This is a genomic window from Paraburkholderia nemoris, from assembly GCF_905221015.1.
In the GTDB taxonomy this organism is placed as follows: domain Bacteria; phylum Pseudomonadota; class Gammaproteobacteria; order Burkholderiales; family Burkholderiaceae; genus Paraburkholderia; species Paraburkholderia nemoris.
On sequence record NZ_CAJNBO010000001.1, the window covers coordinates 610,098 to 623,790 of the forward strand.

The 13,693-nt window shown below is 61.4% G+C and carries 14 protein-coding genes and 1 riboswitch; of the genes, 4 read left to right on the forward strand and 10 right to left on the reverse strand.

From position 1 onward, the window contains the following. The first annotated feature begins 7 nt into the window (after window positions 1–7). Window positions 8–1,180, forward strand: a complete 1,173-nt coding sequence (locus tag KHO33_RS02680; protein WP_200561686.1) for an acetate/propionate family kinase — start codon at window positions 8–10, stop codon at window positions 1,178–1,180. Between the two features lie 2 nt (window positions 1,181–1,182). Here the strand turns inward: KHO33_RS02680 and KHO33_RS02685 are convergent, their stop codons facing one another. Further along, complete coding sequence (locus KHO33_RS02685) at window positions 1,183–1,443, reverse strand: BON domain-containing protein (protein WP_200561684.1); 261 nt, start codon at window positions 1,441–1,443, stop codon at window positions 1,183–1,185. Window positions 1,444–1,793: 350 nt separating this feature from the next. Continuing rightward, a complete protein-coding gene (locus KHO33_RS02690; protein WP_200561682.1) occupies window positions 1,794–3,005 on the reverse strand; it encodes a D-amino acid dehydrogenase in 1,212 nt (403 codons plus the stop codon). 175 nt (window positions 3,006–3,180) lie between these two features. Further along, window positions 3,181–3,274, reverse strand: a riboswitch (glycine riboswitch). A 236-nt stretch (window positions 3,275–3,510) separates the two neighbouring features. On the opposite strand from KHO33_RS02690, the gene KHO33_RS02695 reads away from it, so the two are divergent. Further along, on the forward strand, window positions 3,511–4,143 hold the full coding sequence (locus tag KHO33_RS02695) for a LysE family translocator (RefSeq protein WP_054035436.1): 633 nt from the start codon (window positions 3,511–3,513) through the stop codon (window positions 4,141–4,143). A 25-nt stretch (window positions 4,144–4,168) separates the two neighbouring features. Here KHO33_RS02695 and KHO33_RS02700 read toward each other — a convergent pair whose 3' ends face one another. Together KHO33_RS02700 and KHO33_RS02705 are read right to left on the reverse strand one after the other, a co-directional pair. Further along, window positions 4,169–4,702, reverse strand: a complete 534-nt coding sequence (locus tag KHO33_RS02700; protein WP_200562265.1) for a GNAT family N-acetyltransferase — start codon at window positions 4,700–4,702, stop codon at window positions 4,169–4,171. Window positions 4,703–4,720: 18 nt separating this feature from the next. Continuing rightward, complete coding sequence (locus KHO33_RS02705) at window positions 4,721–5,293, reverse strand: helix-turn-helix domain-containing protein (RefSeq protein ID WP_054035437.1); 573 nt, start codon at window positions 5,291–5,293, stop codon at window positions 4,721–4,723. Between the two features lie 223 nt (window positions 5,294–5,516). On the opposite strand from KHO33_RS02705, the gene KHO33_RS02710 reads away from it, so the two are divergent. Beyond that, complete coding sequence (locus tag KHO33_RS02710; RefSeq protein WP_054035438.1) at window positions 5,517–6,221, forward strand: YceH family protein; 705 nt, start codon at window positions 5,517–5,519, stop codon at window positions 6,219–6,221. A gap of 62 nt (window positions 6,222–6,283) precedes the next feature. On the opposite strand, the gene KHO33_RS02715 is transcribed toward KHO33_RS02710, so the two are convergent. The 5 genes from KHO33_RS02715 to KHO33_RS02735 form a co-directional block, all read right to left on the reverse strand. Continuing rightward, window positions 6,284–7,123, reverse strand: a complete 840-nt coding sequence (locus KHO33_RS02715) for a MipA/OmpV family protein (protein WP_128576299.1) — start codon at window positions 7,121–7,123, stop codon at window positions 6,284–6,286. Beyond that, the gene (locus KHO33_RS02720; protein WP_054035439.1) at window positions 7,120–8,004 is read right to left on the reverse strand and encodes an alpha/beta hydrolase; all 885 of its coding nucleotides are present in this window, start codon (window positions 8,002–8,004) and stop codon (window positions 7,120–7,122) included. Before KHO33_RS02720 ends, KHO33_RS02715 begins: the two co-directional genes overlap by 4 nt. Before the next feature lie 3 nt (window positions 8,005–8,007). Next, window positions 8,008–8,778: a DUF4118 domain-containing protein gene (locus KHO33_RS02725; RefSeq protein ID WP_054035440.1), complete on the reverse strand. Its 771-nt coding sequence runs from the start codon at window positions 8,776–8,778 to the stop codon at window positions 8,008–8,010. 280 nt (window positions 8,779–9,058) lie between these two features. Continuing rightward, window positions 9,059–9,577: an SLATT domain-containing protein gene (locus tag KHO33_RS02730; protein WP_054035484.1), complete on the reverse strand. Its 519-nt coding sequence runs from the start codon at window positions 9,575–9,577 to the stop codon at window positions 9,059–9,061. 102 nt (window positions 9,578–9,679) lie between these two features. Next, complete coding sequence (locus KHO33_RS02735) at window positions 9,680–10,738, reverse strand: LLM class flavin-dependent oxidoreductase (protein ID WP_200561681.1); 1,059 nt, start codon at window positions 10,736–10,738, stop codon at window positions 9,680–9,682. A 185-nt stretch (window positions 10,739–10,923) separates the two neighbouring features. On the opposite strand from KHO33_RS02735, the gene KHO33_RS02740 reads away from it, so the two are divergent. After that, window positions 10,924–11,898: an aliphatic sulfonate ABC transporter substrate-binding protein gene (locus KHO33_RS02740; RefSeq protein ID WP_200561679.1), complete on the forward strand. Its 975-nt coding sequence runs from the start codon at window positions 10,924–10,926 to the stop codon at window positions 11,896–11,898. A gap of 139 nt (window positions 11,899–12,037) precedes the next feature. On the opposite strand, the gene KHO33_RS02745 is transcribed toward KHO33_RS02740, so the two are convergent. Further along, window positions 12,038–13,312 (reverse strand): acyl-CoA dehydrogenase family protein, encoded by a 1,275-nt coding sequence (locus tag KHO33_RS02745; protein WP_200561677.1) that lies wholly within the window; start codon window positions 13,310–13,312, stop codon window positions 12,038–12,040. Between the last annotated feature and the right edge of the window lie 381 nt (window positions 13,313–13,693).

Here is a 13,693-nt window from a genome sequence, read left to right on the forward strand (position 1 = left end):
GCGTGCCATGGCGACTCATGAGAAGACCGGCGACCCGGCTCCGACGATTCTGGTGTTGAACAGCGGTTCGTCGTCGCTGAAGTTTGGGCTGTTTGCACACTCCACGTACGCCGGTGGCGATGAAACCTTGCTGCTGGAAGGGAGTGCCGAAGGTATCGGTCGCGGCGACGGAAGCTTGCGTATCAAATCGCCTGACGGCCGCGTGCTGGTGCAAGAACAGGATGTGCTGGAGTCGCAGACCGACGCGTTGCAGAAGCTCGCGCGCGTGCTTGCGGAGCAGAAGCACGGGCGTCCTGCTGCGGTGGGGCATCGAGTCGTGCATGGCGGGCCGCATCTGCGAACGCATCAACGTTTGACACCTGAAGTCCGGCAGCGCTTGAAGGACGCCGTGCACTTCGCGCCCTTGCATATTCCACCGGCGCTGGCGCTGATCGACGAGGCAACGAAGATTTTCGGCGACGCGGAGCACTTCGCCTGCTTCGATACGGCGTTTCATTCAACACTGCCGACGCGTGCGGCGCAGCTTGCGTTGCCGCGCCGTTACGCGGAGGCCGGTGTGATTCGCTACGGCTTTCACGGGCTGTCGTATGAATCGCTGGTGACTCGGCTCGGCGCTGATTTGCCGCCGCGAGCGGTGTTCGCCCATCTGGGCAACGGCTCGAGTTTATGTGCGTTGCAGGACGGCAAATCCGTCGATACGTCGATGGGTCTCACGCCGACCGGTGGTGTGCCAATGGGCACGCGCAGTGGCGATCTCGATCCGGGTGTGCTGCTGTACTTGATGCGCGTGGAGAAGCTCGATGCCGATGCACTGGAGACGCTGTTGAATCGCCAGAGCGGTCTCGCCGGTTACGCCGATGGCGAGAGCGATATGCAGGCGCTTGAAAAGCGCGCCGCGGCGGGCGATGCGAATGCATTACTGGCGCTAGAAGCGTTTGCTGCAGCCGTGCGCAAGACGATCGGCGCCTATGCGGCTTTGCTGGGCGGCATCGATTTGCTGGTGTTCACGGGTGGAATCGGTGAGCACAGTGAGGAGATTCGTAAGCGAGTGTGCGCGGGGCTTGCGTTTTTGGGGCTATCGGAAGGGGATTCAGCGGGGAAGGTGAGGGCGATTCACACCGAGGAGGAGAAGCAGATTGCGAGGCATTGCCGGAGGCTGTTGCAGGCCGGCTCCGGCTGAGGTTATTCGGTTTTGATCGTAGTGAGGTCCGAGACGCCGGTTACGCCAAACAGACGGGCGACATCTTCGAGTGCGGCGGTTCTTTGCTGCTCACGGTGAAGTTCGCCCTGCAGCGTGATGCGGCCGTGGGAGACCTTTACTCTTATCGCGTTTTTGGGCACCGCGGCATCCCACGCTAACCGCGTTCTGGCTTCAGCCGCGACCTGTCCATCACTCAGGCGCGAGCTCGGGTCGTTGCGTGTGACAGAGCGGGATCTGGTCATGGAGATTCCCTCGGGAGTGGGCCGCAATTGGACAACACTAGCAGATGTAGCGGGTTTTACCTTTGGGGACGCTTCGCCAGTTGCGTGTCAAATCAAGTCCAGGTCAATAGCTAGGGGAACGGCCGAATTGAGCCAAGGCTTACCGGTTGCTGAACCCCTAAGCGTGGGTACTTTCAAAGTCGCGGGATCCTGCAGCGGAAATCTCTGCCATCACCTGCCGCGCGATGCGGTAAGTGATGACAGAAGTCGCATGGGCGTCACCATGGAAGTGCGCCCGCTCAGGGATGTCTGGCGCTACGCAAGCGATGTCGCAGCATAGGGCCGATGTTCGCCGCGCAGGCAAGCAGGCCCTATGAAACAACCCCCGCCAAAACCTGCGCCGTAGCCGCCGACAACGTCCACCCCAAATGCCCATGCCCGGTGTTATAAAAAACGCCGTGCCGTTTGCCGCGGCCAACCTTCGGCAACATACTTGGCAACATCGGCCTTAACCCCGCCCAAGGAATCACCTTCGAAGTCGACACCTCAGGAAAATACCGTCGAGTCCAGTCGACCAGCGGCGCAATCCGATCCGACCGGATATCCCGATTGAATCCATTGATCTCCGCCGTCCCCGCAACCCTAAACCGATCCACGCCGAGCCGGCTCGTCACGATCTTCGCGCTGTCGTCGAGCAAACTGACCCACGGCGCGTTCTGCTGACTCACTTCATCGTCGAGACATACGGTGATCGAATAACCCTTAACCGGGTAGACGTTCACGTGATCGCCAAGCATCGCCGCGAAGTCGCGGCTCTTCACACCGGCGCACACCACGATCCGCTCGAAAGCAAACCGTTGCGATTCACCTTCCAGATTGACCATCAACGAAAAGCGTCCCTCAGCCGGCTGCTCGATCGACGTAATTTCCGCGTCGTAGTGAAACTCGACACCATGCCGCACGCAAGCTTCAGCCAACCCACGCGTGAACTTGTGAATATCGCCAGTGGAATCGGATGGCGTAAAAAACCCACCAAAAAAATCACCATGCAGCGTGGGCTCGATCGCGTGCAATTCGCTCGACGTCACCGGATTCCGCTCCAGACCACCTTCGCGCAGCAGTTCATTTACCTTGCTGGCCGCATCGAATTCCTTGCGCGTCTTGTAGATATGCAAAATCCCGCGCCGCTCCAGATCGAAGTCGATCCCTTCGCGCTCGGCAATCGAAAACAGGTGCTCGCGCGCGGCAATCGCGAGCCGCACCGTTTCGACCGTGTTCGTCCGGTAATGCGGGATCTGCCGCAGAAATTCACCCATCCACGAATACTTGTGCCACGTGGGCATCGGATTGAGCAGCAGCGGGGCGTCGCGTGTGAGCATCCAGCGCAAGCCCTTGAGCACCGTGGCCGCGCTGTTCCAGACTTCGGCATTGCTGGCGGACAACTGGCCGCCGTTGGCGAACGAGGTCTCCATCGCCGCATAGCGATGGCGTTCGAACACGGTGACGTGGTGGCCGCGCTGCGCCAGGGCGTGCGCAGTCGTAACGCCGGTAATGCCGGCGCCGATAATGGCGATTCGTGACATGACATGGTCCAGAGTAGTTGAGCATCACCGGTGTCGATTTCGTGTCGAAACCGGCGTCGATGCCCCATCTGTCCATGTACCTGAGAGTTTCTTCCTGTGAGCATACGCATCGCGATGCATGCGGTATGCAGGGAATCCCCTTCGGTGGGCGCGCATGGCGCCGCTCTCCAGATGTTCCAGCTGCGCGGTCCTTTTGCCTGAGAGTTTCCGGGGCGGTTGCTCCGTCGGCGTCGTCACAATCCTCTGACGATCTCTCCCGCGCTGCATTGCAGAACGGCTAGACGATACCGGGCAATAAATTTCGCCGCAAGTGTTTCTTTCGATGCAACGCGCCATCTGAGCAGTACGGCGCCATATGCAACGGCGCGTCCGCCCCACTAACTAGCGCAATCAAAGCCATTCAACTGCCTATAGGGACTTTTTATGTGGGGGTTTAAGGCTTGAACCGGCGGCGTCGGCTATATTTGGCGGCATTGCCCGACTTCAATTCCCACAGGAGAACGCCGTGCCCGCTGCCACAACGCTGCTTGCCTTTGCCCTGGTCTCGCTCGGCATGGTGCTCACGCCCGGCCCGAACATGATCTATCTGATCTCCCGATCGCTCTGCCAGGGGCGGCGAGCAGGGCTCGTGTCGCTCGGCGGCGTCGCGCTCGGCTTTGTGTTCTACATGTTTTGTGCGGCGTTCGGTATCACCGCGCTGCTGTTGACGGTGCCCTACGCGTACGACGCGCTGCGTTTCGGCGGCGCGCTCTACCTGCTCTATCTGGCGTGGCAGGCGGTCAAGCCGGGCGGCCGCTCGCCGTTCCAGGTGCGCGACCTGCCGCACGACAGCCGCCGCAAACTGTTCACCATGGGGCTCGTCACGAACCTCGCGAATCCGAAGATCGCGGTGATGTATCTGTCGCTGCTGCCGCAATTTATTTCACCGGAGCACGGCAGCGTGCTCACGCAGTCGATCGCGCTGGGTTGCGTGCAAATTGTCGTCTCCGTCACGATCAACGCGTTGATTGCGATCATGGCAGGTTCGATCGCCGGGTTTCTCGCTGGGCGCCCGGTGTGGCTGCTGGTGCAACGCTGGCTGATGGGCACCGTGCTCGCCGGTCTGGCCGTGCGCATCGCGCTCGATTCGCGCCGTTAAACCACGCGATGCAGACTCGCCTGCGTCACGCTCGTAGCGTCTTGTACATGATGGTGGTTGAATCGAGCCGCTCCTCCAGTGTGTCGCGGCAAAACTGCGGGATCACACCAGCCGTTTGATAACCCAGCGCGGCATAGAGCGGCTCGGCCTTGTCGCCGGTGCGCGTATCGAGCGTCAGCAGGCTGCGCTGTAGCTGGTGCGCACGGTGTTCCAGTTCCGCCATCAACGCTTTGGCGATACCCAGGCGTCGGAACGACGGATGGACCAGCAGCTTGCGCACCTCGGCGCGGTGACGCTGGTTCGGCATCGTGTCGTAATCGAGTTGCACGGTACCGGCGATCGCCTCGCCATGGCGAGCAACAAAAAGCACGAGCGCGCCGGCACGCAGCGACGGCAGCACCTTGCCGCTCCAGAACGCCTCACTTTCCTCGACGCTATACGGCAATACAAAGCCAACGCTCGCACCGTCATGGACGCAGGCACGCAGCAGCGCGCCGAGTTCGGGCAGATGGCGAACGAGGTCGTCGGCGGAAAAGGTCGTGATGGTGGTCGCGTTCATGTTCATGGTGGCTCGAACTCAGACGATGAAGAGGATGTAGCGCGCCGCGCTATGCGAGGGCGTGACGAAAGCACTGGGGCCGAACAACTGGTAGCGCAGACAGTCGCCGGGTTGCAGATCGTGACTTCGGCCGTCGACGGTGATCTGCAGTTGCCCTTCAAGCAGGATCAGATGATGTTCGAGGCCGGCTCTCGGCGACGCGTCGTAGGTGATGCGCACACCTGCATCGAGCTCGCACTCCAGCGCCTCGCCGCTCAGCGCCTGCGCCGGTGGCGACACGGAGCGGCGCCGGAAGCCGACGCTCGGGTCGACCCAGACCGGCTGCGCATCGCGTGGCACCAGCGGCGCGAAGTATTCTTCGACCATGTGCATGAGACGCGACATCGGCAGGCCGTAGGCAACGCAGAGCTTGCCCAGCACGCTCGCCGTGGGGCTCACGGCGGCGTTCTCGAGGCGCGAGAGGGTGGCGCGGCTGACGTTGCTTAGTTTGGCGAGATCGTCGAGCGACCAGTTGCGCTCGGCGCGTAATCCGCGCAGACGCTGGGCGATGCGGCGGTCGATGGCGTTGTCGTCGGTGAGCGTGTTTTCCATATCAGGGAAATTATCTCGAATATGGGAATCCGTCAACGAAACAAAAATGCGCAGACGCGGATGCGAACGCGTTCCGGGCACGCTTCGCCATTGCGGAGATTCGTACACTGCGAGCGGCCGGGCCGTTTATCATAGTGGCCACAAACTAAAACCTGCCGCCCGGCTGTGCAACGGTAAGGCACACCATTCACGAGACCCGGCGGCGCATGCCGCGACATCTTCTATGAACTCCACTCCCGACGCTGTTTCCCGTCCCTCCATCCGCGCTTTGACCTTGCTTGAAGGGCGCGTGCTCGGCGTGCTAGTCGAAAAGCAGCACACCGTGCCGGACAGTTATCCGCTTTCGCTGAACGCACTGACCTTGGGTTGCAATCAGAAAACCGGCCGCGCGCCCGTGATGAATGCAACCGAAGCCGAGGTGCTGACCGCCGTCGACGGATTGAAGCGGCTGAGCCTGGTGATGGAAGGCAGCAGCAGCCGCGTGCCGCGTTTCGAGCACAACATGAATCGGGTGTTGGGCTTGCCGAGCCAGTCGGCGGCGTTACTGACCACGTTGCTGTTGCGCGGTCCGCAGACCGCAGCCGAGTTGCGCTTGAACAGCGCGCGCCTGCATGGATTTGCCGACATCTCGTCGGTCGAGGCGTTTCTCGACGAACTGGCTGCCAACGATCCGCCGCGAGTGGCGAAGCTGGCACGCACGCCGGGCGAGCGCGAAAATCGCTGGATGCATCTGCTATGCGGCGAAGTCAGCGCAAGCGATCTTGCCCAGCCGGGCGGAGACGATGAGGTCGTGCCGCTGTCGGCGTTCGAGGCAGTCAAAGCTGAACAGAAGCGGCTCGCCGACGAGGTGAGCCGGCTTCAGGTCGTGGTGCGGCGCATGGCTGCGGAGTTGGGGATTGAAGTTGAAGAGTTGCGTACGGAGGATTGAAGCGCGACGGACGCCTGGTTTCTCGCACGCTCCTGGTGTGTGAGCGTGTGAGAAACCAGAAACTAGAACTTGTAGTTCACCGAAGCGAGCGTGTTGAGCTCGAATCTCTTTTCGGTAATCGGGCTATTCGCCGCATCGTGCTCCAGCCGCCCGAAGGTCGCGGAAACCGAGCCATTCCAGTGCTTCGAAAAGTCGTAAGTCACCTGGGCGTTCATATGGACGTCGCGCACGCCTGCACTGGTGCTGTACGTAGGCAATCCTGACGCTGCGCTCTGCTGCTCAGACACGCCGAAAAACGTCCGCGTATAGGTGCCATTCGCCCACGTGAATCCCGGTCCCACCGAGAACAACCACCCGCCAACCGGCGCGGACGCCACGAAATCCGTGCTGACCGTGGTCCCCTGGTGGTGCCCGGCGATATCCTGGTACAACGCCACCGATCCGGTAAACGCCCACCACGTGTAGTCGGCGAAGAGCTTCAGTTTCGGCCCGCCATTCACATTGCCAAGTCCATGCAGGCGCGGATCGTCGGACTCCTTGCGCATCTGGAAATCGAAACTCAACGCTGCGCCCACGTGGTAGGTAGGGCCGCGCAGCACGTTCACGCCGAGCACGTCAGGGCCTTGCGAGAAAATCCGGTCGTCGTATGAAATGTCCAGCGCAGGGAACGGGAATACGCTCAACTGGCGGGACCCCGGGTACTTGGGCGTGATCACCACGCCCGGGCCCACGCCGATTTTCCATTTGCTGTCGGAAGCTGCGCTGGTGCTGGCGTCAGTCGTCGTGTTCGGACTTGCATCGTCCGCGTAGGCAGCGCGTGCAGCGCAAAGGCCGAGCGCAGCGGCGAGCAGCAGCGAAGCGCGCGCGGGCTTGCCGAAACTCAGCTTGATATCCGCCGTCATGCGCGCTCCTTGCCAAGCGCCGCGAGTTGTCTGAGGCGTCGCGCCAATGCCTTCGAGACGACCTGTTGTTTGCCGTCGTCGCCGCTATGGACGGCTTCGCTTTCGCGCAGGAATAAGGCGGTTTCGCGCGCGACGATTTCGCGCTCGTTGTCCGACGTAATCATGTGATACGAGTCATCCAGCCAGATTGTGCGTAAGAAGGCAGCGCCGATATTCGCGGCGACAAAACGGGCATTGCGGGGGCTCGACGTCTCGTCGTCGATCGCGTGGACAATCAGGCAATCGGTCTTGATGTCGCGTACCTGCGTGCGCACGGTCGCAGCGAGGCGGCTCGCCTGGTGCAATGCCGGCAATGAGATCGTCGACGGCCCGACTTCGCTGAAGTCGCTGCGCTGCATCGCGCGGGCGATCTTTGCTCGCAGCGCTTCGTTGCGCAGGCCAAACGGCGCTTCCTCGCGGTAGCGCCAGCGTTTGCGCATCGGCGTGAAGTACGCCCAGTTGAGCAGGAAACGATACCAGGGGATTGCCCAGCCGTCGTATGAGAGCGTGAGCGACAGCAACACGAGCGACTGCGCCCCTGGACGGCGATGCGCGAGAGCCAGCGCCAGGGCCGCGCCAATCGAAAGCCCGCAGATCGAGACGCGGGCAAAGCGCTCGGCCAAAGCGTCGTACTCGCGCACGGCGGCTTCGAGCCATGCCTCCATCGCTTCTTCTTCCGAGCCGGCGCTGTAGCCTGGCAGAATGGGCGCGCAGGTGGTGAAGCCCTCGGCGTTCAGAAAACGGGCGAGAAAACGCAATTCGAGCGGCGAACTCGACAGGCCGTGCAACATCAGCACGGCATGATCGTCGCCGGGTAAGAAGAGACTCGTCGGTTGACTCATGGATCAGGCTCCGATCCGTAGGACGAGAAACTCGCCGGCATGGGTGGTGAACCGTTCGCACATGCACTCGGTCAGCCTCGACGGACCATCGCCACTTTTCAGGTGCACGCGATGGCTGCCGGGCCACAGCGCCTTGCTGAGCCGCTGGATGTCCTCGGGATCGACATCGGCAAAGCGCGGGCCCGGTGCAATCTCGTTGGGCAGCCGCGGCAGCACGCCTTGTGGCTTGACGTCGTTGCCAGGCTGCAGCGCGTTGCGCTCGAGCGCCTGAATGAAAATGAACGTGCGGTGGTGATGGGACAGATGGCGCAGCAGCCGGTGTGTTTCGTCGACGGCGCGGCGCGCCAGCATGCGTTCGTTGTCGTGACGCAGCAGCATTTCATAGCGCGACTGCGCAACCGATGCGATCAGCTCGGCGCGAAACTGCGAGCGGCGCAGGCGTTCGATCAGCACGATGACAATCAGCGTCACCAACGGATACGAGACCAGCAGGACCACGTCGGCGCGATCGAAGACGGCGATGGTGGCGTAGGGCGGGACGAACAGATAGTCGGCGATACCCAGGCCGAGCACCATGACGGTGAGCGCCGGGGCCAGCCCGCAAAAGTACTCGACGAGAGCCGCCGCGATACAGAACGCGGTGCCCGGCATGATCGGTCCCAGCAGCGGATGGAGCAACAGGCGTACTCCGCTCGCGATCGCCAATGCGGCGGCCGCGGTGAGCCAGACGCGGGTTCCCCGTGGTGCCCAACGACGGGCGTTTTGGACTTCCATAATCTTTTTTTAGGGAGCGATTGCGCTTCCCGATTGAGTGTGGCAATGCGCTTTTAAGCGCAGGTCGGACGATACCATAATCGGGCGGATGCAAAGGCCCGGAAAGACGTAAATACCGGAAGGCCGGGCGGGACTATCGTGTTTCGAATAGCTGGCGGAAAAACATACCTGTGAATAGGGGTATTTTCACCAGCGTCGATTGTGCAGGCAGTGTCCTTAAGTGACGCTTAAGGACCGCAAATTGAAGTTAATGCCACTTACAAATGAGTGGCGCGGCCACTCAGGCATCGCGACTGCGTCGTGGTTCAGCGGACAGGGTTCGCTGGGTGCGATAGAAAATGCGCGGCGGCACATTGGGTGAATCTTCTGCGAGCCGGTCGAGTTCGTCGCGGATCGCGGTGAGGTAGTGGCCATCGCGGGCGTCGGCGTCACCTGCGAAGATCGCTTCCAGCCTGCGCCGCACAGCGCCATAGCGGGCTCCCGCCGCGCGATGTTTTTCCGCCCGCTCCGCGTATCTGAGGAAGGTCTGCAGCGCGGCTGAGACCGCCGCGGCAACGCTCACGAAGCCCACGAAGATCCTGAGCGCTGGCGAGACGGCGGTCGAACTCAGCGACGCAAACACGGCCGTCCCCACGAACGCGGTCAATGCGGTGACCAGCCAGCCGACGCTGCGATCTCGCGCCGATAGCAGGTCGGCCATGTCGTAATGGCTCATCTGGGATTCGCGCGCACGCCGGATCCACTTCAGCAGAAGCTGGTCTTCGTCGACCGGGGGCTCGTACGCAGTCAGGTTCTTCATCTCGCTCATCGGGGCTGTCCAGTATCGCAAGCGTAGCGCATGCGTTTGACGATACTGTGCCACATGAGTGCGGCGCGCTGAAAGCCGCGCACCTCGCCCGGATCAGCCGAGCAGGCGACGTACTCGTGGAATCACTTCTTCGGCAAAAATGCGCATGTCGGTCTCGAACGGCTGGAATTGCAACATGAACAACTCGATCCCCGCACGATAAAAATCGGCGATCCGCTGCGCCACCGTGTCATAGCTGCCGACCAGTCCGGCCGCCGTGCCGCCGTTCGAGCCCACGCGCGGCGTTTGCGCGAAGGTCTGGAACATCACCGCCTTGGGGTCGATGTTCGATTTCTGTTGCTCACGGAGCGGAGCATCTTTTGCGGCCAGTGCGAAGAGATGGGCGAGGTGCCGATCGGCGGCCTCGCCGGATTCGCGAGCGATGACGAAGGCCGACAGGCCAAAACGCAACGGCTCGTGCGGAGCGGGGCGCTTGCGGCCGGAGACATCCGCGATCAACGCTTTGACGGCGTCCAGTGGCTGGCCGTTGATGAACCACACGTCGCCCTTGTCGGCGACCAGTTCCCGGGCCGGTTCCGATTCGCCGCCCACGTAGATGCGCGGACGGCTGCGAAATGGATCCGCGGGGCGCAATAGATAGTCATCCACATTAAAATGCTCGCCGCGAAAACGCGTACGCTCACCGCGCAGCAAGGAATCCACCACTGTGATCCACTCGCGCCCGTATGCATAACGCACGTCGTGCTCCGCGAAGCCGATGCCGGCGCGCTCCAGCTCAGGACGATTCCATGCGTTGACAAGATTGATCGCGAAGCGCCCGCCACTGATGTGTTCGATCTGCTGCGCCATCTTTGCCAACACCACCGGGTGATACAGATACGGCTTGATAGCGGCGATGATCTCGATGCGTTCGGTCAGCGCCGCGAGTGCGGCAGAGGCGGTCCATGCTTCGAGCTGATCGAAGTCGGGATTGTGCGGATTGATCGTGTGTTGCGCGACCAGCACGGAGTCGTAACCGAGCCGCTCGGCCTCGAGAACGAGGGCTTTGTTGCGTGCCCACGACGCGTCGTACGGTTCAGCGGGGTCCTGCAGCGCGGCGCGGCTGCCGTGAACCAGCGCCCAGATACCGAAGCGGGGAGGGAGTGTCGACATAACGCAGAAATCTCCACGGTGAAAGCGTGCGCTTCAACTCGCATCAAACCTCGAATGATGAGCGATGCCGCCGCCACGCGTTCCAATTTCTACCCATATCGATCGATGAAATCAGTCTTTGGCCGTGTGTCGTTCTTTTATATATTCAGCGATTCCGCATACCCCCATCACATGGATCTCGATCGATGCCCCTCGCTTTCTCCGGCTCCCGAAGCCTGCAACGCCTCTGCGTATGCCTGACCTTGATCGGCGGCGTGCTGTCGGCTGACGTGGCACACGCCAACGAAACGGTGTCGATCAGCTACCAGCGTTCCTCGACGCTATTTATTCTGTTGAAGCGAACTGGCGCGCTCGAGAAGAAGCTCAACGCGCTCGGCTATGACGTGAGCTGGCACGAGTTTTCGACAGGCCTGCTGCAGTCGCTCAACGCCGGCAGCGTCGATCTGCATGCGGATGTGGCGGATGCCTTTGCGCTCTTTACGCAGGCCGCCAACGCGCCGCTGACCTACTACGCGGAAGAGACCTCGGCGCCGACGGCTCAGGCGATCATCGTGCCGCCGGATTCACCGATTCATTCGGTGGCGGACCTGAAAGGCAAACGCGTGGCGGTGTCCAAAGGCTCGGGTTGCAACTTCCTATTGCTGAGCGCGCTGGCAAAAGCGGGTCTGACGATCAACGATATACAGGTGCGCTATCTGGAGGCGCCCGACGCGCTCGCCGCGTTCCGAGGCGGCAATATCGACGCATGGGCCATCTGGGACCCGTTTCTCGCTGCCCAGCAGCGTGAGGCGCATGTTCGCGTGATTGCGGACGGCAGCGGCGGCGTCGCTCAATACAACCGTTTTTATACGGCGACAACCGCCTTCGCCGATAAGCATCCGGATGTGCTGCGCGTGGTATTCGACGAATTGAACACGACAGGCAAGTGGGTCAAGGCGCATCCCCAGGAAGCCGCACAGATTCTCGGCCCGGTGTGGGGCAACATTCCTGGGCCGACAGTCGAGTTGGCCAACAGCCGCCGCAGCTACGACATCGTGCCGGTGAAGCGCGATCAATTGGGCGAACAGCAGCGCATCGCTGACACGTATCGTGCGGCGGGCCTGATTCCCGCCACTTTGAAAGCGACGGACATCCGTATCTGGACTCCCTCGGCGAAGTGATTCGAGGAATCTGTTGGATCAAGCATTGCCCCAGATTCCTGCCGACCAACAAGCAAGTAAGGCCGCGTGAGCGGCCTTACTTGCTTTAGTGCGCCGAGAGTGAGCTGCGGCGTGGGCGGGCACCTGGACCTGATACTTTCTACACCTGAGCAGCCGCCGTGGAGACTTTCGGATTCCGCGCGACGCCAAACCTCTCCTTGTGCGCTGTCCCATTCAGATAAAAGTCGCCGATAGCGGCTTCACGGATGATCGCCGGATTGTGCGACGCCAGCACGCGAGCATTGCGCCAGTAGCGATCGAAGCGGTGCGTTTCGCTGGTCGCCGAAGCACCGCCCACTTCGAACAACAACGTCGCCGCTTGCAGAGTTTGTTCGATAACGATCTGCTGCGCCTGGAAAGTCTGGATGTCGAGACGCACATAGGTCTGTTCATCAGTGCGACCTTCCTGCCGCGCAACTGACACTTCATCGATCGCATTGGCTAGCGAAGCGCTGATGCTCTGGGTCGAGTAAGCAAGGCTCGCGAGCCGGCCGACTACACGATGGACCAAGGGATTGTCGCGCGGGCTCGATTCACCCGGAATGCCGAAGGTCCGCGTTTTAGCCTGCGTAAACGCCACAGCATCGCGCAGCGCCGCGCGACTGATGCCGGCAAGGTTCGCGACGTGCAGGGCCTGATAGTACGCAGTAAGCAGACTGTTGCGGCGCGGTTCGGAGGCGTTATACCGGCGGTACAGATTGTCGAGCGAGACCGGCACGTGATCGAAACGTGCCGTACCGCTGCCGGTCAGACGCTGCCCGAAACCATCCCAATCGTCGATGCGAGCGAGCCCTGGCGCATCGGTTTTGACGAGTACGCGGACGTCGCTTTCGCCGTCGTGCGCGGTAACGTCGACCCAGTCAGCGTAGAGCGTGCCCGTGGTGTAGTACTTCTCGCCGTCGAGATGCCACGCACCGTTGGTTTGGGTAAGACGCACGCTGTTGTTGGTCACGCCGGTGCGTTCCGAAACGGCGCCGCCGATGATTTGACCTTGTGCGATACGCGTGAACCATCGGTCACGCAACGATTCATCGCCGTTTTCCAGCAGCGATTCGATAAATCCACCGTGCACGCGCAGGATTTGCGGAAGGTTCGAGTCTGCTTCGCCGAGACGCGTGACCAACGCAAAGAACGCTTTCAGCGAGACACCTTCGCCGCCGAAGCGCTTGGGCACGCGCAGTTTGGTGTAGCCGGCTTCGCGTAGCCATTCCACTGGCGCGTAGGCCAGTTCCCGATTCTGTTCGCGTTCCACGGCGCCTTCGGCGATGCGGGCGAATACGGGTGCGAAGCGTTGGGTTAGTTCGTTGTCGCCGAACGGGTCTGCTGCGTCTGCGATGGCGGGATTCGGGGATGCGTGCGATTCAGATGTTGACATGAGTTCTCCAGAGCGGGCCGGGCGCCGAGCGCAATCTGAGAACGGTACGGGAGGGGACAGGGGGTGGGCAACCAAGTATTTGGTTGATTCTTAGAACGGGGAGTGAAATGGTTTTTTTTGCCTACGCGGCGCTTGTTGTCTGTGTTCTTAGGGATTTGGCCTTTCCTTGTTCTGGCTTTGGTGCCTTTCCTTGATTTGTTAGTGGTCTATTAGTGTTGCCCCTGTGCGGGGCGGCACTTACTTTCTTTGCCGCCGCAAAGAAAGGTAAGCAAAGAAAGCGGCGGCGGATTCAACCGGTCGATGCAACACCTCTGTTCCAATACGGAAATGGAGAGTGGAGCACGATGGGACGACAAAGAAGACCGTGGTTGAACACCGCGC

Bases quoted from the DNA above. Each gene is read 5' to 3' on its own strand.
- KHO33_RS02680 (WP_200561686.1), top strand. From the start codon at position 8: ATGGCGACTCATGAGAAGACCGGCGACCCGGCTCCGACGATTCTGGTG.
- KHO33_RS02685 (WP_200561684.1), bottom strand. From the start codon at position 1,443: ATGACCAGATCCCGCTCTGTCACACGCAACGACCCGAGCTCGCGCCTG.
- KHO33_RS02690 (WP_200561682.1), bottom strand. From the start codon at position 3,005: ATGTCACGAATCGCCATTATCGGCGCCGGCATTACCGGCGTTACGACT.
- KHO33_RS02700 (WP_200562265.1), bottom strand. From the start codon at position 4,702: ATGAACGCGACCACCATCACGACCTTTTCCGCCGACGACCTCGTTCGC.
- KHO33_RS02705 (WP_054035437.1), bottom strand. From the start codon at position 5,293: ATGGAAAACACGCTCACCGACGACAACGCCATCGACCGCCGCATCGCC.
- KHO33_RS02710 (WP_054035438.1), top strand. From the start codon at position 5,517: ATGAACTCCACTCCCGACGCTGTTTCCCGTCCCTCCATCCGCGCTTTG.
- KHO33_RS02715 (WP_128576299.1), bottom strand. From the start codon at position 7,123: ATGACGGCGGATATCAAGCTGAGTTTCGGCAAGCCCGCGCGCGCTTCG.
- KHO33_RS02720 (WP_054035439.1), bottom strand. From the start codon at position 8,004: ATGAGTCAACCGACGAGTCTCTTCTTACCCGGCGACGATCATGCCGTG.
- KHO33_RS02725 (WP_054035440.1), bottom strand. From the start codon at position 8,778: ATGGAAGTCCAAAACGCCCGTCGTTGGGCACCACGGGGAACCCGCGTC.
- KHO33_RS02730 (WP_054035484.1), bottom strand. From the start codon at position 9,577: ATGAAGAACCTGACTGCGTACGAGCCCCCGGTCGACGAAGACCAGCTT.
- KHO33_RS02735 (WP_200561681.1), bottom strand. From the start codon at position 10,738: ATGTCGACACTCCCTCCCCGCTTCGGTATCTGGGCGCTGGTTCACGGC.
- KHO33_RS02740 (WP_200561679.1), top strand. From the start codon at position 10,924: ATGCCCCTCGCTTTCTCCGGCTCCCGAAGCCTGCAACGCCTCTGCGTA.
- KHO33_RS02745 (WP_200561677.1), bottom strand. From the start codon at position 13,312: ATGTCAACATCTGAATCGCACGCATCCCCGAATCCCGCCATCGCAGAC.